Origin of the sequence: Halopseudomonas salegens (genome assembly GCF_900105655.1) — a bacterium.
Classification (GTDB): Bacteria; Pseudomonadota; Gammaproteobacteria; order Pseudomonadales; family Pseudomonadaceae; genus Halopseudomonas; species Halopseudomonas salegens.
The window spans coordinates 923,732-943,807 of the sequence record NZ_LT629787.1; the positions used below are offsets into that span (position 1 = coordinate 923,732).

The window sequence follows — 20,076 nt, forward strand, 5'->3', positions numbered from 1 at the left end:
GCTCAAGCCCGTTGTCAGGCGTTTCAGCCTGCTTCCGGTTTGGGCTTGGGTGCCCAGAGAACTTCCGGCGTGTTTTGCAGGCGGGCGATGGTGCGGGCAATCACGAATAGCAGGTCGGACAGCCGATTGAGGTAGATCGGCGCCTGCTCGTTGACAGCCTCATGATTGGCCAGAGTCAGGTAACGGCGCTCTGCGCGACGGCAGACGCTGCGCGCCAGGTGTGCCTGGGCTATCGGGCGCGAACCACCGGGCAGAATGAAATTGGTCAGCGGTTGCAGTTCAGCGTTGTAATGATCAATCAGTTCTTCCAGAGCAGTGACATCCTCTGCGCTGATAATGTCATAACCGGGTACTGCCAGTTCGCCCCCCAGATCAAACAGCCGATGCTGAATCGGTGCCAGGTGCTCAACCAGGCCGTGCATCGATGGATGCTCCAGCTCAGCCAGCAAAATGCCCAACTGACTGTTCAGCTCGTCCACGCTGCCCATGGCTTCAACCCGCGGATGGTCTTTGCTGATACGGCGGCCATCAGCCAGGCCGGTATCACCTTTGTCGCCGGTTCGGGTGTATAGCTTGCTCAGTCGGTATCCCATGTCTTGCATCCTGGCAGTTGTCGTTGGCAGCACAGGGTAGCGGCAAAGCCGTCACAGGCAAAGCCATCGCTCAGTCGAGTGGCAAGCCATGCGTTGCCAGATATGTCTGCAGCTCGGCATTCAGTTTACGCAATGCCGGCACGGCCAGATTCAGTTGATCTGCGCTGCGCAGGGCAAAACCCAACATGAAGTCGATCTCGGTGCGGCGGCCGTGGTGTACATCCTGACGCATGGATGAAGAGTTGGTGGCGGTCTGGTGTATCACCTGATCCAGCTGGGTCCGCAAGATGTCCAGGCTCAGGGGAATGCCAAAGGCAGACAGCAGCAGTGCCAGTTCCTGACTGAGTTCTTCCAGGCGGCCGTGGGCGCCTTGCAACAGCTCGCCATTGGGGCAGTCAAGCAAGACGGTCAACGGATTGATTGCACAGTTGACCGCCAGCTTGCGCCAAAGCACCGCCAGAATATCCGCATGCCATTCAAGAGTCAGTCCATGTTCCTGCCAGCGAGTCAGCCACTCGGGTGGTGGGCCCTGGCGCGGATCACCAATGATCGTCTGGCCGTGACCGGCCCAGATCAACTGGTGTGCTGATGGTCGCCAGGCACCATCGGTTACACTGGCGTAGAAAATACGCTGGTGCGGTAGCAGGCGACTGATGGCTTGTTGACTGCCCAGGCCATTTTGCAGGAGCAACACCTGGGCATCTGTGCTGAGTCGATGCTGTACGCTGGACACAGCGGCCTCTGCGGCATACGCCTTGGTCGCCACCAGCAAAAAACGGATGGGGTCCGGGCTGTCGGGGAGTTCCGCATTCAGCGTCAGGCTGACATGTTGCTGTTGGCCGGGGTCGGTCATCTCCAGTTGACCCGCCTGGTCTTGCCAGGCAGACAGGCGAGCGGCATTGCGCAAGATCAACTGTACCGGGAAGCCTGCCCTTTGCAGGCGCGCGGCCCAGAGCAAGCCGATACTGCCGGCGCCAAGAATGTGCAGCATGGCGCTGACCGCCTAGCGGCGGATCTCGGTAATCAGGTTGGTTGCATAGGCGTCAGCCAGGCGTATTTCACCCTGTTCCAGCAAGTCGGCAGGAGCAGGCATTTGCGGCTCGTTGCCAACCACGGTAATGGTCAGGCCTGCGCGTACCGAGAGATAGCCTTCGGCAGTCTTGAACGCTTTCAGGTTCAGGCCGTCGTACAGGCGACGGAAGCTGCTGGGCTTGCAGTCGTCAGCCTTGTCAGCCAGCGTGACCAGCGCGAATACATTGTCACTGACCCGCGTAATCACGTCGGTCGGCCGTACCAGTTGCTGCAGCCGCCGAGCCAGGCCACGCAAGAGTTCCTGTTCGGTAGCATCGCCATAACGCTCGCGCATTTCCTCGAGGTTCTGAATGCCCAGGGTCAGCAGGCAGCAGACTCCGCCTCGGGAGGCCACGTTGTTCAGTGCTTCACCCAGTCTTTGCAGCAAGTAGCGGCGGTTGCCGGTGGCAGTAATACTGTCAACCAGGTTGTGTTCTTCCAGGTGTGCGTTGTTGTTGGCCAGCAGGCGGTTTTCATCCAGCAGACGGTTGATCAGCTGCGACGTACGGTCAGCGGCAAATACCCGAGGCAGCAGCTGTTCGTTCATCGATGATTTGCTGATAAAGTCATCCACGCCTCGATCAAAGGCTTCGCTCAAGGCTTTGTCACCTTCCTTGGCGGTCAATAAAACCACATAGGTGTAATGAGCACTCTGCTCATCTACCTGACGCACCCTGGCAGTCAGCTCAAGGCCGTCGATTTCCGGCATCAGCCAGTCGGCGATCATGACGCTGGCGGGGCGCTCTTCATGCATGGCGAGGGCATCCAGCGCCGAACTGGCGAAACGGATGTCTGCATAGCCTGCTTTTTGCAGACTGTGACCGATGACGGCACTACTGAACTTGGTGTCATCCACGACCATGATGCTGAGTTGCGGGTTGGGCATAACAAGCTCTCCGGCTACACTGTGCGTTCCTGTTCCCCGCTATAATGCCACGGCTTGGCCAAATGTTTTGCCAACTGTGTCTTTTTTTCGACAAATTTTGAGGAAAATGCATGCCATCCTTTGATGTGGTCTCGGAACTCGACAAACATGAAGTCACCAACGCGGTCGATAACGCGGCGAAAGACCTTGAACGGCGCTACGATTTGCGTGGTAAAGGCAACTTCGAGTTTCAGGACAAGACGCAGCAAGTCATCATCAGTGCCGACGCCGATTTTCAGCTGGAGCAGATGCTGGAAATCCTCAAGATCAACCTGGTCAAGCGCAAGGTGGATATTGCGTGTCTGGAGCTGAAAGACCCCTATGCCTCCGGTAAGCAGGTCAAGCAAGAGGTGCTGCTGCGCGAAGGCATCGACAAGGAACTGGCGAAAAAAATCGTCGCCGCGATCAAGGATTCAAAAATCAAGGTACAGGCTGCCATTCAGGGTGAGCAGGTGCGGGTAACCGGAAAAAAACGCGATGATCTGCAACAGGTAATGGCTCTATTGCGGGCGGGAGACTTTTCCATGCCCTTGCAGTTCAACAACTTCCGTGATTGAGTAATTTCATCTTACAGGAGCATTCAATGGAGAGCGTGATGGAACAACTGGACGAATTGCAAGCGGCAGTGTTACCCATGGTCATGCAGTACGGCAGCCAGGTGTTGCTGGCGATTATTACCCTGGTCATTGGCTGGTGGGTTATTGGTCGCATCAGCCGTGGTGTGCTTGCCTTGATGGAAAAGCGTAACATTGACAAGAGCTTGCACACCGTTATCGGCAGTCTGGTCGGCATTGGTCTCAAAGTTCTGCTGATCATCAGTGTTGCGGGCATGATCGGTGTCGAAACAACGTCATTCATTGCCGTGATTGGTGCTGCTGGTCTGGCCGTGGGTTTTGCCCTGCAGGGCAGCCTGGCCAACTTTGCCGGTGGTGTGTTGATCCTGTTTTTGCGCCCGTTCAAGGTCGGCGAGTACATTGAGGCTCAGGGTACGGGCGGGACCGTGGACAGCATCCAGATTTTTCATACGGTGCTGAAAACGCCAGACAACAAAACGGTCATCATTCCCAACGGCAGCTTGTCCAATGACAATATCACCAACTACTCGCGTCAACCGACGCGGCGAGTCGATGTGAATATCGGGATTGATTACGGTGACGATATCAAGCAGGCACGTGAAGTTCTGCTGCGGCTGGCCCATGCGGATGAGCGGGTACTCAAGGATCCGGAGCCAGCGGTGCGGCTCACCGGGCTGGGTGATAATTCAGTTGACCTGTCCCTGCGCATGTGGACCAAGACCGATGACTTCTGGGGGGTGATGTGGGATTTGACCGAGCAATCCAAGGAAGCCTTTGATCAGGAAGGTATCAGCATTCCCTTCCCTCAGCGTACCGTCCATATGGTGCAGGCTCCTGCCCAGGCGGAGTGACATCAGGTTGTGTGCTGCAACAAGCCCGGCTATATGCCGGGCTTGTTGGTTATTGGGTGATACCGGGGCGGTTGACCCTGTCGGGATGCGCAACCTTGAGCAGCAAAGCGGCGAGAATGATGGCCGGTAAACCGGTCAACGCGGTGACAAAGAAGAAACTGATCCAGCCCACATTGGCGGCGAGTACCCCGGTAAAGCCAGCGGCAAACTGGCCGGGCAGGGTCATGATCGAGCTGAACAGGGCATATTGGGTTGCTGTGTAGGCCGTATTGGTCAGGCTCGACAAGTAGGCGATGAATACCGAAATGGCCATGCCACCGGTTACATTGTCGGCGATGATAGCCATGATCAGGCCGTATTGCTCGGGACCGATATAGGCCAGCCAGGCAAAGGTCAGATTGGTCGCCGGTGCCATAAAAGCGGTAAACAGCAAAATCGGTGCAATACCAAAGCGTGCTACCAGTACCCCGCCCAATGCCGCCCCGCCAAGCGTCATCGCCAGGCCGAAAGCAGCCGCAATGTTGGCAATTTCGGCTTTGCTGAAGCCGATATCCAGATAGAAAGGATTGGCCATAACGCCCATAAAGATGTCACTGATGCGGAAACAGCCGATAAACAGCAGGATCAGTAAGGCTGCCTTGCCGTAACGCTGGAAAAAATCGGCGAAGGGGCTGACAAAGGCACCGATCAGCCAGGCGCTCAGGCTGCGCTTCCAACCGGAGTGCGTAGTTTTTGCCAGATAATCCGCAACCCGTGCCTCCATTTCCCGTGTTGCTTGAGTGACGTGAACATCCGGCTCGGCAATGATCATAGTGGTCAGCATGCCGACACCCATCAGCAGCGCCATGATGGTGTAGGCCGTCGACCAAATATCAAGATTGGCGATGTGCAAGGCGCCAGCCAATGCAACCAGTAATGCAACGCGGTAACCGGCAACATAGGTGGCTGCCATGGCAGCTTGCCGGTGCCGTGCCTCGGCTTCGACCCGATAGGCATCAATAGAAATGTCCTGGGTTGCTGAACCAAAGGCAGCAAATACGGCAAAGATGGCAATTAATGTCAGGTTTTCGTGTGGATCGGTTAACGCCATGCCGAGCAGTGAGCCTGCGATGACGGTTTGAGATAACAGCATCCAGGCGCGGCGCCGGCCCAGCCATCGGGCCAATAGCGGTAAGGATATCCGGTCGACCAGGGGCGCCCAGAGGACCTTGATGGAATGCGCCATACCCACCCAGCTCAAAAAACCGATGGCAGCCAATTCAACGCCAATGTCACCCAGCCAGGCACTAAAAGTGCTGCCCACCAGCAACAAGGGCAGGCCGGCGGAAAAGCCCAGAAACAACATGCCCAGCACGCGGGGATTAAGATAGACCCGCAGGCCTTCGCCGGCTTGATTTGTCACTGCTTGGTCATCCGTGGACGCCATACTGAATCCTGTTCAGAGAGAGGTAAAAAAAGCCTTGGGCCAGCCGTAGTGCGCGAGATCAATGCGCCCATTGCGGGCAATTATGCCTTCGGCAAGCAAGCGTTGATATTGTTCCTTGCCGCTGGCACTGTTTTTATCCAGGGACAACTGACCGCGAGCATTGATGACCCGGTGCCAGGGTAACCGCGAGTCGTCCGGCAACCGGCTGAGCCAGCGTGCGATCAAACGGGCACCACGCCCACAACCGGACAACTGCGCCAGTACGCCATAGGTGCAGACATGGCCAGGCGGTACGCTGGCAAGATGATGCAGAAAGGCCTGATAGGCGGGGCCGAGCGATGTGTCGCGGTTTGTTGAATGCCCTGTGCTCATGGATAATGCTGCCGAATCCGAATTAACCCGTTGAGTGTATCTGATGTTGCGTGCCGTCTGCTTGAGTCTGTTGCTGTGCTGTGCCCCACTGTCTGTGGCTGACACCGTGTGGCTGGACAATGGTGATCGAATCAGCGGAAGCATTGACTGGATTGAAGGCGGCAAGTTGCTTGTGCGCACCGAGTTTGCCGGCGCAATAACGGTTGACCTCGAGCAGGTCGTCACACTCGAAGCTGACGGTCCTTTACTGGTCAGGCGTGTTGGCCAGACTGACCGGGTACAAGGGGTTAAAGTCGCCGAGCAATCCGGCATGGTGGTGTTGCAGAATGGCAGCGCTGACGTCGTGGCGTTGTCGGAATTGCAGCAGGTACTGGCACCACAGCCCCTGATTGCGGATGCACGCTGGGAAGGCAATGCCAGGGCGGCACTGGATATTCGGGATTCCGAGATCAAGCGACGTGATCTGGATGTGGCACTGGATACTCAGGTGCGGCTGGGGGATTGGCGGCATGGTATCGGCGCTGAATACGAGCGGGATAAAAGCGATGGCACCAAGATCCGGCATAACTGGGAAGCTGATTACGACCTGAGCTGGTTCTTTGCCGAAAAGTGGTTCTGGAACACCAGTCTTGGCTACCGCCGCGACTACATGGGTGACATTGCCATGCGCCGTCAGGTCGGTATGGGGCCGGGTTACGAATGGTGGAACAACCCCTTGGGGCGCTTCGAAACGGCGGCACGACTGGATTATATTGAAGCAAAAGAGCGCAATGGCGATACCTTGAACGCTACAGCTGCTGTATTGGAGTGGAGTTATCGGCGCTTTCTCTGGGGCAAGCGCTTCGAGCTTTTCCATAACGCGGAGACGGTATTTGCCGATGACGCTCTGATCCGCTATGGCGTCGATGCGGACCTGGGTATGCGTTACCTGCTGAACAGCTGGATGACCCTCAGTGTGTTGGCTGATTGGGATTACTTGCGCAGCTCACAGGGCCAGGATGTCAATGATCGACGCTATCGCTTTGCCCTGGGTGTCAACTGGTAGTTATCCAACGGGCGCCATGGGCGCCCGCCCTGACTGATACCGCGGATCAGAGACGCAGTCCGCCATCCAGTTCCAGTACGCGTCCGGTATAGAACTCGTTCTCGAACAGATAGGCTGCTGAGTGAGCAATCTCGTCCGGTTTGCCCATGCGCTTGAGCGGAATGCCTGCGGTCATCTTTTCCAGCGCTTCCGGCTTCATGCTGGCAGTCATTTCGGTTTCGATGAACCCGGGTGCAATACCCGCTACCCTGATCCCGAAACGTGCCAGCTCCCTGGCCCAGACCACCGTCAGCGCGGCAACCCCTGCCTTGGCCGCAGAGTAATTCGACTGTCCGATGTTGCCAGCACGGGAAATTGACGAAATGTTGATGATCAGGCCCTGGTTGCCCAGTTCGATCATCTTGGCGCCAACATCGCGAGTACACAGGAATACCCCGGTCAGGTTAACGTCGATGACTGACTGCCATTGGCTCAGGCTCAGCTTCTGAATCTGCCCATCCTTGCTTTTCAATAACAGGCCGTCACGCAGAATCCCGGCATTGTTGATCAGGCCGTTGATCGCACCAAAGTCGCTGGCGACCTGGTTGACCATGTCACCGACCTGCTCTTCATTGGCGACGTTGCAGACATAGCTGCGTGCGTCACCACCGGCGGCTTTGCAGGCGGCTGCCGCTTCATCGAGGCGCTGTTGATCCAGGTCGACCAACGCCAGCCGGGCGCCCCTGGCGGCAAGAAATTCGGCCATTGAGCGGCCCAGGCCCTGACCGCCACCGGTAATGATGATTACACTGTCTTTCAGTTGCATGTCTGGCACTCCTCAAAGCCAAAAATTGTCGAATAACAGAAATCGGCTGCAAGCATGCCGCAGAATCCGGGGGATGGAAATAGTCGGATCAGGCTGACTACTGAGTCAATCTGGATGGCCACGGCCCTGCGGGCCTGGCCATGATATCGACGTCGATATCAGCGCCCTTGACTGCTTCAGATCACCGCCATTGCGAAGCGCGCAGCGCCGCGACAATCCAGGCTGAACACAGCCACTTTCTGTGGCTGCAAGCAGCGATATTGCCGCGGCCCCCTTGAAAATTTGCCCCGGCATGCCCAGATACTGGTTTTATCAGGTCACTGAGGTGCGTATGCCGTTTTTCCGTCTGGCTTTGCTGGCGCTGCCTTTTATGGAGTTGGCCAGCCTGATCCTGCTCGGCCAGCACATTGGTGTCGGTTGGACCCTGCTCTGGGTGATAGGCAGTGGTTTTCTCGGTTTGTTGATCATGCAAAGTCACGGTGGTCATGCAATACACCGTCTGCAGCAACAGATGCAGCGGAACCAGGCGCCTTTCGCCACCCTGCGGGCTGGTATGTGGGGGGTGTTGGCCGGGTTGTTGCTGATGATCCCGGGTCTGATCACCGACGCCCTTGCCGTACCCTGCCTGCTGTTGGCATTGGCCAACCGTGGTCGGGCAGATCAGCCCGGTCCGGGTGAACCCGGTGGCCCCACTGTATGGAAGCGCGACGGCGAAACCATTATCGAGGGCGAATGGGAAGAAGAGCCTGACCCCGATGCCGCGCCGAAAAAGCGTATTGATCACGAGTGAAAAAAATTGCCGGATGCCCTTGAAATGCCCCAGCCGGGCCCCATTAACGGAGCATCCAACGAACAGAGGGGGTAGCCGGGTGGCTGCCACTTCTCGGGCCGCAAGGTCCGATTTTTTAACCAGAGCCGGCATGCCGGCCAATGACATTCTATTGGGAGACTCATAACGATGAAAATCCGTCCGTTACATGATCGCGTAGTCGTTCGGCGCAGCGAAGAAGAAACCAAGACCGCTGGTGGCATCGTTCTGCCGGGTTCTGCTGCAGAAAAGCCCAACACCGGTGAAGTTATCGCCGTGGGCACCGGCCGTCTGCTGGACAATGGCGACGTCCGTCCGCTGGCGATCAAGGAAGGTGACAAGGTAGTTTTCGGCCCCTACTCCGGTAGCAGCACCATCAAGATCGACGGCGAAGAGCTGCTGATCATGAGCGAGTCTGAAATCTACGGCGTACTGGAAGGCTGAAACGGCTGATTTCCACATTCCCTGAACGAATTCATTGAAGGAAAGCAATCATGGCTGCAAAAGAAGTTAAATTCGGCGTACCTGCCCGCAACAAAATGCTCAATGGCGTCAACATACTGGCTGACGCGGTAAAGGCAACCCTGGGTCCGAAGGGGCGCAACGTCCTGATCGAGCGCAGCTTCGGCGCGCCGCTGATCACCAAAGACGGTGTCACTGTCGCCAAGGAAATCGAACTGCAGGACAAGTTCGAGAACATGGGTGCCCAGTTGGTCAAAGACGTGGCCTCACGTGCCAACGATGATGCCGGTGACGGCACCACGACCGCCACCGTTCTGGCTCAGGCTATCGTCACCGAAGGCCTGAAGGCTGTGGCTGCCGGTATGAACCCGATGGACGTCAAGCGCGGCATCGACAAGGCGACTATCGCCATTGTTGCCGAGCTGAAGAACCTGGCCAAGCCCTGCACTGATTCCAAAGCCATTGCTCAGGTTGGCACCATCTCCGCCAACTCCGACGAAACGGTCGGCAAGATCATTGCCGAAGCCATGGATCGTGTTGGCAAGGAAGGCGTGATCACTGTTGAAGAAGGTTCCGGTCTGGATAACGAGCTGTCTGTGGTTGAAGGCATGCAGTTTGACCGTGGTTACCTGTCGCCTTACTTCATCAACAAGCCGGAAACCATGTCTGCCGATCTGGATAACCCCTATCTGCTGCTGGTTGACAAGAAAATCTCCAACATTCGCGAGCTGCTGCCGGTACTGGAAGCGGTTGCCAAGGCGGGTCGCCCCTTGTTGATCATCGCCGAAGATGTTGAAGGCGAAGCCCTGGCTACGCTGGTTGTCAACAACATGCGCGGTATCGTCAAGGTGTCTGCGGTCAAGGCCCCGGGCTTTGGTGATCGTCGCAAGGCCATGTTGCAGGATATCGCCATCCTCACTGGTGGTACCGTGATCAGCGAAGAAGTTGGCCTGAGCCTGGAAAACACCACGCTGGAGCACCTGGGTCAAGCCAAGACCGTTCAGATCAACAAGGATAACTCCACCATTGTTGACGGTGCCGGGACCAAGGCTGATATCGAAGCCCGCGTGGCGCAGATCCGCAAGCAGGTGGAAGACACCACCTCTGACTACGATCGCGAAAAACTGCAAGAGCGTCTGGCCAAACTGGCTGGCGGTGTTGCCCTGATCAAGGTCGGTGCGGCTACTGAAGTCGAGATGAAAGAGAAGAAGCACCGCGTTGAAGACGCCCTGCACGCAACCCGTGCGGCCGTTGAAGAAGGCGTGGTACCTGGCGGTGGTGTAGCTCTGGTACGCACGCTGGCTGCTCTGAAAGACCTCAAGGGTGACAACGAAGAGCAGAACGTGGGCATCCGTTTGCTGCAACGTGCTGTTGAAGCACCGCTGCGTCAGATCGTAACCAACTCGGGTGACGAAGCTGCCGTCGTTCTGCAGGAAGTCAAGGCAGGCGAAGGCAACTACGGCTACAACGCTGCTACCGGTGAATACGGCGACATGATCGAGATGGGTATTCTCGATCCGGCCAAGGTTACCCGTAGCGCGCTGCAAGCCGCTGCCTCGGTCGCCAGCCTGATGATCACCACTGAAGCCATGATTGCTGATCTGCCAGACGACGAGAAGTCGGGTGGCGGTATGCCTGACATGGGCGGCATGGGTGGTATGGGCGGTATGGGCGGCATGATGTAAGCCTGCCCGGCCCATTAAAAACCCGGTGCTGCATGCAGCACCGGGTTTTTTATTGTCTGGCGTTCAGGTTATTGCTGATGTGAAGGCGCAATTTTGTAAGAGATCACCTACAGGTGGTGTAAGCATTTGCTGTGACGTGTTGTGCGGAATAGGGTGTTCTGGCTGTCGTAGAATTTCAAGCTACTGTTAATTAAGGATATTATTGATTGTGTGACCGATTGGTCACCCATTGGGGTGAGCTTGCCAGCAGTCTGTTTCAAGATATGATGTCACCAAGCGTCAGGGAAGCGCTACTCGGCAGGAAGCCTGAGTCATGGACTATCAGGATGATCAAAGGTCAGGACGACCAGACAAGGATGCCATATAAGGAATGAAGAGTGGGCGGGTTATCCCGCCCCTTTTTTTGCCCGGAAAAAAGTAGCACAGAACACGCGAACATAAAAAAGGCCGACATTATTGTCGGCCTTTTTGCGTCCCGCGGGCGGTTAACGCTCCAGGTACTGCAACTTGTCCGGCACGCCATCCCATTCTTCTGCGTCGGCCAGGGCTTCTTTCTTTTCCGTGATGACCGGCCAGATCTCGGCCAGCTCGGCATTCAGCTCGGTAAACTCTTGCTGATCTTCCGGCACCTCGTCCTCGGAGAAAATGGCATTCGCCGGGCATTCGGGCTCGCAGAGCGCACAATCAATGCATTCGTCCGGATGAATAACGAGGAAGTTGGGGCCTTCGTAGAAACAATCGACAGGGCAGACCTCAACGCAATCGGTGTATTTGCACTTGATGCAGTTGTCGGTAACAACAAAGGTCATGAGTGGGTCTCCATGGTAATCAGGCAATCATAATTTGCCGCGTAGTCTAGCAGTTTTTACCCGCCTGCACAGGTGCCAGGCGGTATCGGGGTCAGTTCTGCTTCAGAGGTGTTGTTTCCAGCTGTAGAGCAGCTCGAGTGCCTGGCGCGGACTCAGGTCATCCGGCTGCAGTTGTTGCAGCTTGTCCACCAGTGGATGGGGCGCACTGGCAAACAGGTCGTTCTGTAGCGGTGTGTGACTCTCAGGGGGGCTGAGTCGGTTATTGTGTCCCAGGCTTTGTTGTTCCAGATGACTGAGGTGCTCACGGGCACGCTCGATCACGCTACGCGGCACCCCGGCCAGCTGTGCTACCTGCAAACCATAGCTCTGACTGGCAGGGCCGGGCTGCACCGAATGCAGAAACACAATGCGTTCATTGTGCTCGGTGGCGGTCAGGTGCACATTGATTACCCCGGGGTCGGTTTCCGCCAGGCTGGTCAGTTCGAAATAATGGGTGGCAAACAGGCTGAAAGCACGCAGGCGACCAAGGTATTCGGCGGCTGACCAGGCCAGGGACAGGCCATCAAAGGTGCTGGTGCCGCGACCCACTTCATCCATCAGAACCAGACTGGCATCGGTCGCATTGTTGAGGATATTGGCGGTTTCACTCATCTCCACCATGAAGGTCGAGCGCCCGCCGGCCAGGTCATCACTGGAGCCGATGCGGGTAAAGATACGGTCAACACTGGACAGCTCGACACTGTGGGCCGGGACATAACTGCCAATATGCGCCAGCAGAACGATCAGAGCGGTCTGGCGCATGTAGGTCGATTTACCGCCCATGTTCGGGCCGGTGATCACCAGCATGCGGGTGTCCTGGTCCAGGGTCACGTCGTTGGCCACGAAGGGGGTATCCAGCACATGCTCGACCACCGGGTGACGGCCCTGTTCGATGCGTAACTGGCTGTCACTGACAAACTGCGGCCGACAATAATCCAGGCTGCTGGCGCGTTCGGCCAGGGTTGCCAGCACATCCAGCTCGGCCAGACCACCGGCACAGTCCTGCAGCACGGCGAGGTCGTCGTTCAGCCGGTCAAGCAATTGCTCATAGAGCAGTTTCTCCCGCGCCAGGGCACGGCTGCGAGCGGACAGGGCCTTGTCTTCGAATTCCTTGAGTTCCGGGGTGATGAAACGCTCGGCGCCTTTCAGGGTCTGGCGGCGAATATAATCTGCCGGAGCCTTGTCGGACTGACCGCGTGATAGCTCGATAAAATAGCCATGTACCCGGTTATAGCCGACTTTCAGGGTTGATAAGCCGGTACGTTCACGTTCACGGGTCTCCAGATCAAGCAAGAACTGCCCCGCGTTTTCGCTGATATTCTGCAGCTCGTCCAGCTCCTCATCGAAACCCGGCTTGATCACCCCACCATCACGGATGACCACCGGCGGGTTGTCGATAATTGCCTTGCCCAGCAGGTCGGCCAACGCCGGATGCTGACTGATGCGTTCGGCCAGCGTCTGCAAGTGGTCATACTCCAGCGTGGCCAGTTCAGTCTGCAGCTCGGGCAACAAGGCCAGCGCATCCCGCAGCCGGGCCAGGTCGCGTGGGCGGGCGGAGCGCAGGGCAACGCGGGCGAGAATGCGTTCGATATCACCAATGCCTTTGAGTAACGGGCGCAGCTCCTCGTGCTGATGCTGTTCCAGCAGGCAGGCAATGCTGCCCTGGCGGGCATCCAGGGTGGCCATGTCACGCAGTGGGCGGTTCAGCCAGCGGGTCAGCAGGCGGCTGCCCATGGCGGTGGCGGTATGGTCAAGCACGTCGGCCAGGGTATTGTCGCGGCCACCGGACAGATTGCAGTCAATTTCCAGATTTCGGCGGCTGGCGGCGTCGATGATCACGCTGTCTTCCGCGCGCTCCTGACTGATGCTGCGCAAATGCGGCAGCGCGGTGCGCTGGGTTTCCTTGGCGTAGGCGAGCAGGGCACCTGCGGCACCCAGCCCCAGGGTCAGATCGGCGCAACCAAAGCCGACCAGATCCTGGGTGCCGAATTGCTGGGTCAGGGATTTGAACGCGCTGTCCTGGTCAAAGTCCCAGGGTGCGCGGCGACGCACGGCGCGGCGGCGCTCGATCGGGGTGTTGCTTTCCCAGTCATCGGGGATCAACAGCTCTGCCGGCGCCAGACGTTCCAGTTCATTCAGCAGATTCTCCCAGCCGGCCAGTTCCATGACGCTGAAGCGGCCGCTGTTGATATCCAGGCAGGCGAGGCCAAAGCCCTTGTTGTTACCGACGATGGCGGCGAGCAGGTTGTCGCGACGCTCATCCAGCAACGCTTCATCGCTGACCGTACCCGGGGTAATGATGCGTGCGACTTTGCGCTCGACCGGTCCTTTACTGGTTGCCGGATCGCCCACTTGCTCGCAGATCACCACCGATTCACCGAGTTTGACCAATCGAGCCAGGTAGCCCTCGGCGGCATGGTAGGGAATGCCGGCCATGGGAATTGGCTGACCACCCGACTGACCACGTGCTGTCAGCGTGATATCCAGCAGGCGTGCGGCTTTTTTGGCATCGTCGTAAAACAGCTCATAGAAATCACCCATGCGGTAGAACAGCAATTGGTCCGGGTGGTGCTGCTTGATGCTGAAAAACTGCTGCATCATGGGGGTGTGGTTGCTACCGGATGGCTGATTCCGAACGTCTTTTTTCATCTTGATCCATTGAAAAATAGTGTTTTCCGGGCTTGCGCTGGTTGTTCACCACCTCGCTATGGAGGGCGCGCTATGGCAGCGCGTCAGAGTAGCAAACCGGCCACGTCAAAAACAGCTGAAACCATCAACCTCAAGAGCAAGGGCATCGATCACTCTTTGTTACCGTTGGCTAGGCATTATTGGCGGCATGAATCCGGTTGCGCCCGGATTGCTTGGCTTTATAGAGCGCGGCATCGGCTGCATAGACCAGTTCCTCGGCGCTGCTTTTTTCATCCGGAGTCATGGTGGCGTAGCCGACGCTGACGGTAATGCGGTCCCGGGTAGTGGAATGCTCATGCCTGATGCCCAGTGCTTCAACGGCCTGGCGGGCATTTTCGGCCACCTGTATCGCACCGCTGTTGTCGGTATCGGGGAGGATCAGGATGAACTCTTCGCCACCGTAGCGTGCCACCATGTCGGTCGAGCGCTGAAGAGCGGTCTGCAGCGCTCTGGCAATCCTGATCAGACAGTCATCACCCATCTGATGACCGTAATTGTCGTTGAACAGCTTGAAGTGATCCACATCGAGCATGATGACTGAGAGGGGCTGTGGCTGTCGGCGCAGTCGCAGCCAGGTATCCTTGAGGTAGGCATCACCGGATCGCCGATTGGCGACACCGGTCAGACCGTCGCGGTCCGCCAGCCGTTGCAGTTCCTTGTTCAGTTCCTCGAGTTTGGCGGTGCGCTCGACCACTTTTTCTTCCAGTGTGCGCGAGTGCTCCTGAACCTGGGTATAGAGACGGGCGTTCTCGATGGCAACTGCCGCCTGAGCGGCCAGCAGCTGGATCAGTTCCACCCGATCATCAGTGAAGACGGCGTCGGTGAGGTCGTTCTCCATATAGACCGCAGCTTCAAAACGTTCTCTGGCAATGGGTACGCAGAGAACGGAGCGTGGATGCAGGTGAAGGGTGTAAGGGTCCCTATCGAAGGGGCTTTCGGCCATGGCGTCGTGCAGCACCACGGCTTTACCGCGTTGGAACACCTGGCTTATCACACTCATCGGCAGGGCAATCGAGTTCCCCTGATAGTCCTTCAGCATGCAATGTTCAGGGAGGGCGGGGTGCGCCGGTTGCTCTTCCGGCAGAATGGCAGCCTCAACGATGAGTACTCCCCCTGCGCGGACGATCAGGCAGCCCCATTGGCCGCCAGCATTTTCCAGCAAAATGGCCAGGGTTTTCTGCAGCAGTTGGTCCAACACTATTTCACCGGAGATTTCGCGTGAGGCTTTCATCACGGATGCGATATCCAGGGTCGACAGGTGGCTTCCCGGCGGGGTGAACTGTGCCTGGCCCCAGGCGCGCAGTACCGGGAATTCGTCTTCCAGCAGTTCTACCTTGCGTTGCGCTCCCCAACGGCTGTAAATGCCATGGGCGCCGCGCAGATAGCCCTCGGCCGAGCGCCGCTTGCCCAGCGCCAGCAGGTGACGTGCTGCACGCTCAAAAGCGGTGGCCTCATCGTGCAGGAAGCCGTTCAGGCGGGCGGTATCTATGGCATCGTCAAAATACGCAAGCGCGGCATCGTGATCACCATCCAGTCGAGCGAGTTCCGCTGTCATCAACCACTGCAGGTGGCGAAAATTCGCAGCGCAATTATCAGCCCAGCGCGTCATGCGGGCCAGGTCCTGTTCCAGGCGTTGTCGCGTGTTCTGTTGCTCGGCTTTATCCATGTCGGGGTACAGGGTGGCCAGGGTGAGGTTGGCAACGATGTAAAAGCGCACCAGTTGGGGCAGGGACATCGCGGATTTGATCAGTTGGTCCTGCTTCTTTACAAAGTGTAGCGCCTGATCGTAATTCCCGTAGAGCAGGTTGATTTCGGCACTGTAGATTGCGTGGTTGGCGATGCCGGTCAGAAAGTTGCGCTTTTTCATTGCATCAAGGCAGTGCTCTGCATCGAAATCATCGCTGCTCAGGCTCGATGGCGCCTGCGTGTCACCAAGAAAGTTGCGCTGCATCTGCAAGAACAGGCTGCCGGAGTCGAGTGAATCCTGATAGGCGCACTCGCGCACAATCTCAAGGTTCTCCGCATGTTGCTGGCGGGCGGTTTCCAGATCCATTCCCGGGTCCCAGATCACGCAATCCTGTGCGCTGTAAGCCAGGTAGAGCAGGTCGCCGGATTGGTAGCCGGCTTCAATGCCTTTGCGGAACCAGGGGGTTAGCGACGACCAGTGGTTGCTCCAGTGGTGGACGAACATGGCGTAAACGTAGATCACGCGGGCTCTGAGGCTGAGGTCGTCGAGCCGTTCGTTGATCGCGAGGCCCACTTTGCCGTACTCATAGCCCAGCGCGGGCTCGTCCAGTTCACCGCACAACAGCATGCCATAGGCTGCGTAGGCAAAGGCCGACTCCGGGCAGTTGCCTCGATGCAATGCCAGGTTGACTGATTTGAGTACCAGATAACTGAACAGCTTGCTGCCGGAGAGAAACGCAGCCGCGAAGATTTCCATCAGCAGGCGCATGGCGGTCAGCGTTGCCGGGTCATCGATAATCGGGGCATTGACCAGATCCGGGATTGCTCGCCCCGCCAGGTACTCATCAACCCGTTGAAGTTCCAGCGCAATATCTTGTTCACTGGGGTTTTCGGTAAAGTTGACGCCCAGCAATGCCAGCCCTTCAATGGCGGCATGTATAGACGCTTCCATCCTGCCCAGTGTGGCATTCTGCCGGGTGCGGATAGCCAGGATGTCGGCCCGTTGCAGCGGTGATTCCGCATGCTCGAGCATTTGCTCCAGCCAACGGTCTGCCTCTTCGATACGCCCGGTCAGATAGAGACTCAGCTGCATCTCTGCTGCCAGTGTTGTCATCAGTGCAGGAAGGCGTGACCAGGCATCAAGCGGCAGCATTTCCTCGGCGACCAGCAAGTAGTCCAGGGCCTGCTGATAGGCCGAGGCCTCTCGGGCGCGACGGGCCGCGCGCAGATTGAATTCGGCCAGCTGCTGACGCTTCGCGTCAGAACCAAGCAGAGTACGGCCCTGATTGAGGTGATTGACGATGTCGATCAATTGTTCATCAGCGATCTGCCCGCCACTGTGCTGCAGCATCAGGCGTCCAACCGAGAGATGTGCCCGTGGCAGCTCTTCGCTGGGGATGAGGCTGTAGGCCGCCTGCTGCACACGGTCATGCTGAAAACGATAATCGGGGTTGAATGCCAGGTTCTTGTCCTGATGCTTTGCCAGACGATAGTCGTTATGCAGAGGCAGCACGGTATATTGTTGCAACGCCGGCAGGAGGGCCCGAGCGGTGTCGGACAGGGAGTGTTCGTAAATGGTGGCGAGGGTTTGCAGGGTGAAGCTGTTGCCTATGCAGGCCGCCAGCTGCAGTACATTCCGGGTTTCTTCGGGAAGTTGACGCAGATTGTCCAGCATGAACTCGACCACATCATTGCTGGCTTTCTCCCAACTGGCCTTGTCCAGTTGCCAGTACCATTGACCGCTACCCGGGTCTGACCAGATTGCGCCCTGGGCATGCAGCTGGCGCAGTAGCTCGTTGGTGAAGAAAGGGTTGCCCCGGGCCCGATGAAAAAGCATTTCGCTGAGTGCGCGGCTGCTGTCCGGTTCGCAACGCAACGCATCGGCTACCAGCTGTTCAATCGATTGTTGATCCAGCGGGGTCAGATGGATCTGGTGAATCCGTGCGTGGTTATTCAGCTCATCCAGCAGCAACCGCAGCGGGTGGCCGTGACCGACTTCATTGCTGCGGTAGGCGCCTATCAGCAGCAAGTGGCTTTGCTCCCTGGAGGTCACAATGTGGCGCAACAGGTTGAGTGTCGGCGTGTCACTCCATTGCAGGTCGTCAAGAAACAGGATGACCGGATGGCCTTTGCTGGCAAAGACCCGCAAAAAAGCGGTCAGCACCAGTTGCAGGCGGTTGCGGCTCTCAGCGGGTGGAAGCGCGTTCACCGGGGGCTGTTCGCCAATGATCAGTGCCAGTTCCGGCACCAGGTCAATCATCAGCGCTCCGTTGGGTCCCAGGGCGCTGGTCAGGCGACGACCCCAGTTGGCCAGTTGGTCTGTTGGCTCCAGCAAAATCTGCTGCACCAGGGCGCGGAAGGTGGCCGCCAGTGCCGAATAGGCTTCGCCTTGCTGGAACTGGTCGAACTTGCTCTGTACCAGAAAACCGCGTTCTCGGACCTGATGCTGATCGATCTCGTTAACCAGCGCAGATTTGCCGACCCCGGAGTAGCCGTGGACGAGACAGAAGCTGGTTTGTCCGGCAACGGCCTGTTCAAACAGGTCGAAAAGCGTCTGCAATTCCCGTTCACGGCCGTAGAGTGCCTGAGGAATCAGAAACTTCTGTAAATGATCCTTCTCGCCCAACGGGAAGGCGGGCAGCCGTTGATCCTTTTCTATGGCAACGGCGCAGCGTGAAAGGTCATGCTCCAGGCCGTGGCTGCTTTGGTATCGCTCTTCGGGTGGCTTTGCCAGCAGCTTGAGGATGATGCCCGAAACAGCCTCGGGAATGCCCGGCGTCAGTGTGTCGGGCGCGGGTGGCAGCCGACTGATATGGCTGTGTACCCATTCCAGCGTGTTGTCGGCATTGAAAGGGGGGCGGCCGGTGAGTAGTTCAAAGAGCAGGGCACCAAGGGAATAATAATCCGATCGGTAATCAAGGCTGCGGTTCATGCGCCCGGTCTGCTCTGGTGAAATATAGGCCAGCTCCGCCTCCGGCTGGCTCGGCAGACGGGTCATCTGGCGTTCCTGCCCCAGCTCTGATGCAATGCCGAAGCCCGACAGTGCCAGCGCGCCATTGTGGGGAGCATAGAGTATATTTTGCGGCGCCAGAGCTTTATGGACGATGTCATGGGCGTGGATGTCACCCAGAATTCGAGCAAGCGTCCGGGCAATATCCAGTACCTGCAATACCGGTAGGCGTCCGTTGCTGTTGGCTTGCAGCAAAGTGGCCAGGGAGCCTTCGTAGTGGTCGCTGACCAGTGCCAGGTTGCCACTGCCATGCGGCACCACTGCATGGACCTTGCGCACGCCCTTGATGCCGTCAAGGCGGCTGGCAATGTTGGCCTCGTGGTTGAGGATGGCTACCTGTCGACGATCAGGGTACTCGGTGTCCAGGGTTTCTATGCAGACATTCGCCCCATCCGCGATGCGTTGTGCGCGATAGGCTACGCGCCCCGCTTTGCGCCACAGGCAAGAGAGGATCATGAATCCGGGCAGCTGTAATTCGCTATGCATCAGTTGCCTCTTGTGGATAGGGCGCTCAGCAGTCGAACAGTCGACTGAAGGTCGCGCTGAAGCCTGCTTTGGCATTGTCGAGCAAAGGCTCGCCATGGCCGCAGAGAGCGTGTCTGAAATTCAGTGACTTGAGCCGAATGAAATCTTCAGCGTCTGGAGTTGCTGCCTGCATCCAGACGGGACCCACGTTGGCGGGCGTAAAGAATCCCATTTGCTCCATTCTCTCCTGCGAAGCAGGGCAGAAATGTTCATCGGCCTGCAGCCAGTTCTGTAAGGCATCGCAAGCAATCAGTATGCCACCATCCCGGTGCAGGTGGAGTACACCCTCGGGAATGCTGGTCGTCTGGAACTGAAACACTGACGCGTCACTGATCGGCAGCTGAGGTTTCTGGCCGAGAACGTGTGTCGTACTGCGCTGCTCTGTCTCCATCCCGGGCATCACCCAGTAGTCGGCCTGGTATCGATCAAGGTAGAAAGCATCGTCGCGACCATGCAGTGCCCCCAGCCGCACGACATCGGTCACGTTGCCCAGACGATCAAGTTCGGCGAGGCCGTTATCATCCAGCCGCACGGTGTTGATCAGGATCAGCCGCTCGCCATCCCGCACAACGGTCATGTTGCGGCTGAATTGCCAGTCCAGGTCCATGAGGACCGTTTCCATGGCACCGGTGACGAAAAACAGATCCGGCAGGACCTCTTCGATGGCATTGTGGGCCAGCGCAGCAGGAAAAGACGACATG

Annotated in this window: 16 protein-coding genes; 6 read left to right on the forward strand and 10 right to left on the reverse strand. The window is 57.7% G+C overall.

The features are described 5' to 3' along the window. Positions 1 to 23 precede the first annotated feature (23 nt). The 3 genes from BLU07_RS04190 to BLU07_RS04200 form a co-directional block, all read right to left on the reverse strand. On the reverse strand, positions 24 to 593 hold the full coding sequence (locus tag BLU07_RS04190; RefSeq protein WP_092384454.1) for a cob(I)yrinic acid a,c-diamide adenosyltransferase: 570 nt from the start codon (positions 591 to 593) through the stop codon (positions 24 to 26). A 70-nt stretch (positions 594 to 663) separates the two neighbouring features. Next, entirely contained in the window at positions 664 to 1,584 is a 921-nt protein-coding gene (locus BLU07_RS04195; protein ID WP_092384456.1) for a 2-dehydropantoate 2-reductase, read from the reverse strand. Positions 1,585 to 1,596: 12 nt separating this feature from the next. After that, entirely contained in the window at positions 1,597 to 2,550 is a 954-nt protein-coding gene (locus BLU07_RS04200; RefSeq protein ID WP_092384459.1) for a response regulator, read from the reverse strand. A 110-nt stretch (positions 2,551 to 2,660) separates the two neighbouring features. On the opposite strand from BLU07_RS04200, the gene BLU07_RS04205 reads away from it, so the two are divergent. Together BLU07_RS04205 and BLU07_RS04210 are read left to right on the forward strand one after the other, a co-directional pair. Further along, on the forward strand, positions 2,661 to 3,146 hold the full coding sequence (locus BLU07_RS04205; protein ID WP_092384461.1) for a YajQ family cyclic di-GMP-binding protein: 486 nt from the start codon (positions 2,661 to 2,663) through the stop codon (positions 3,144 to 3,146). A 26-nt stretch (positions 3,147 to 3,172) separates the two neighbouring features. After that, complete coding sequence (locus BLU07_RS04210; RefSeq protein WP_092384463.1) at positions 3,173 to 4,015, forward strand: mechanosensitive ion channel family protein; 843 nt, start codon at positions 3,173 to 3,175, stop codon at positions 4,013 to 4,015. Positions 4,016 to 4,064: 49 nt separating this feature from the next. Here the strand turns inward: BLU07_RS04210 and BLU07_RS04215 are convergent, their stop codons facing one another. Next, the gene (locus BLU07_RS04215; RefSeq protein ID WP_197675060.1) at positions 4,065 to 5,417 is read right to left on the reverse strand and encodes an AmpG family muropeptide MFS transporter; all 1,353 of its coding nucleotides are present in this window, start codon (positions 5,415 to 5,417) and stop codon (positions 4,065 to 4,067) included. Between the two features lie 36 nt (positions 5,418 to 5,453). Next, positions 5,454 to 5,813, reverse strand: coding sequence for an MGMT family protein (locus BLU07_RS04220; protein WP_092384467.1), 360 nt, complete (start codon positions 5,811 to 5,813; stop codon positions 5,454 to 5,456). Positions 5,814 to 5,856: 43 nt separating this feature from the next. Here BLU07_RS04220 and BLU07_RS04225 point away from each other — a divergent pair, with 43 nt between their 5' ends. Next, positions 5,857 to 6,858, forward strand: a complete 1,002-nt coding sequence (locus tag BLU07_RS04225) for a DUF481 domain-containing protein (RefSeq protein WP_157719077.1) — start codon at positions 5,857 to 5,859, stop codon at positions 6,856 to 6,858. A 46-nt stretch (positions 6,859 to 6,904) separates the two neighbouring features. On the opposite strand, the gene BLU07_RS04230 is transcribed toward BLU07_RS04225, so the two are convergent. After that, positions 6,905 to 7,663, reverse strand: coding sequence for an SDR family oxidoreductase (locus tag BLU07_RS04230; RefSeq protein WP_092384471.1), 759 nt, complete (start codon positions 7,661 to 7,663; stop codon positions 6,905 to 6,907). 331 nt (positions 7,664 to 7,994) lie between these two features. Here BLU07_RS04230 and BLU07_RS04235 point away from each other — a divergent pair, with 331 nt between their 5' ends. From BLU07_RS04235 to groL, 3 genes are all read left to right on the forward strand, one after another. Continuing rightward, positions 7,995 to 8,453: an FxsA family protein gene (locus BLU07_RS04235; protein WP_231701720.1), complete on the forward strand. Its 459-nt coding sequence runs from the start codon at positions 7,995 to 7,997 to the stop codon at positions 8,451 to 8,453. Between the two features lie 168 nt (positions 8,454 to 8,621). Next, positions 8,622 to 8,915 (forward strand): co-chaperone GroES, encoded by a 294-nt coding sequence (locus BLU07_RS04240; protein ID WP_092384475.1) that lies wholly within the window; start codon positions 8,622 to 8,624, stop codon positions 8,913 to 8,915. Positions 8,916 to 8,965: 50 nt separating this feature from the next. Further along, the gene (groL, locus tag BLU07_RS04245; protein ID WP_092384477.1) at positions 8,966 to 10,618 is read left to right on the forward strand and encodes a chaperonin GroEL; all 1,653 of its coding nucleotides are present in this window, start codon (positions 8,966 to 8,968) and stop codon (positions 10,616 to 10,618) included. 485 nt (positions 10,619 to 11,103) lie between these two features. Here groL and fdxA read toward each other — a convergent pair whose 3' ends face one another. From fdxA to BLU07_RS04265, 4 genes are all read right to left on the reverse strand, one after another. Next, entirely contained in the window at positions 11,104 to 11,427 is a 324-nt protein-coding gene (fdxA, locus tag BLU07_RS04250) for a ferredoxin FdxA (RefSeq protein ID WP_092384479.1), read from the reverse strand. 102 nt (positions 11,428 to 11,529) lie between these two features. After that, a complete protein-coding gene (gene mutS / locus BLU07_RS04255) occupies positions 11,530 to 14,115 on the reverse strand; it encodes a DNA mismatch repair protein MutS (RefSeq protein WP_092384481.1) in 2,586 nt (861 codons plus the stop codon). Positions 14,116 to 14,284: 169 nt separating this feature from the next. Then, positions 14,285 to 19,336 (reverse strand): diguanylate cyclase domain-containing protein, encoded by a 5,052-nt coding sequence (locus BLU07_RS04260; RefSeq protein ID WP_092384483.1) that lies wholly within the window; start codon positions 19,334 to 19,336, stop codon positions 14,285 to 14,287. A 25-nt stretch (positions 19,337 to 19,361) separates the two neighbouring features. Further along, on the reverse strand, positions 19,362 to 20,075 hold the full coding sequence (locus tag BLU07_RS04265; protein WP_092384485.1) for a hypothetical protein: 714 nt from the start codon (positions 20,073 to 20,075) through the stop codon (positions 19,362 to 19,364). Position 20,076: the final 1 nt, after the last annotated feature.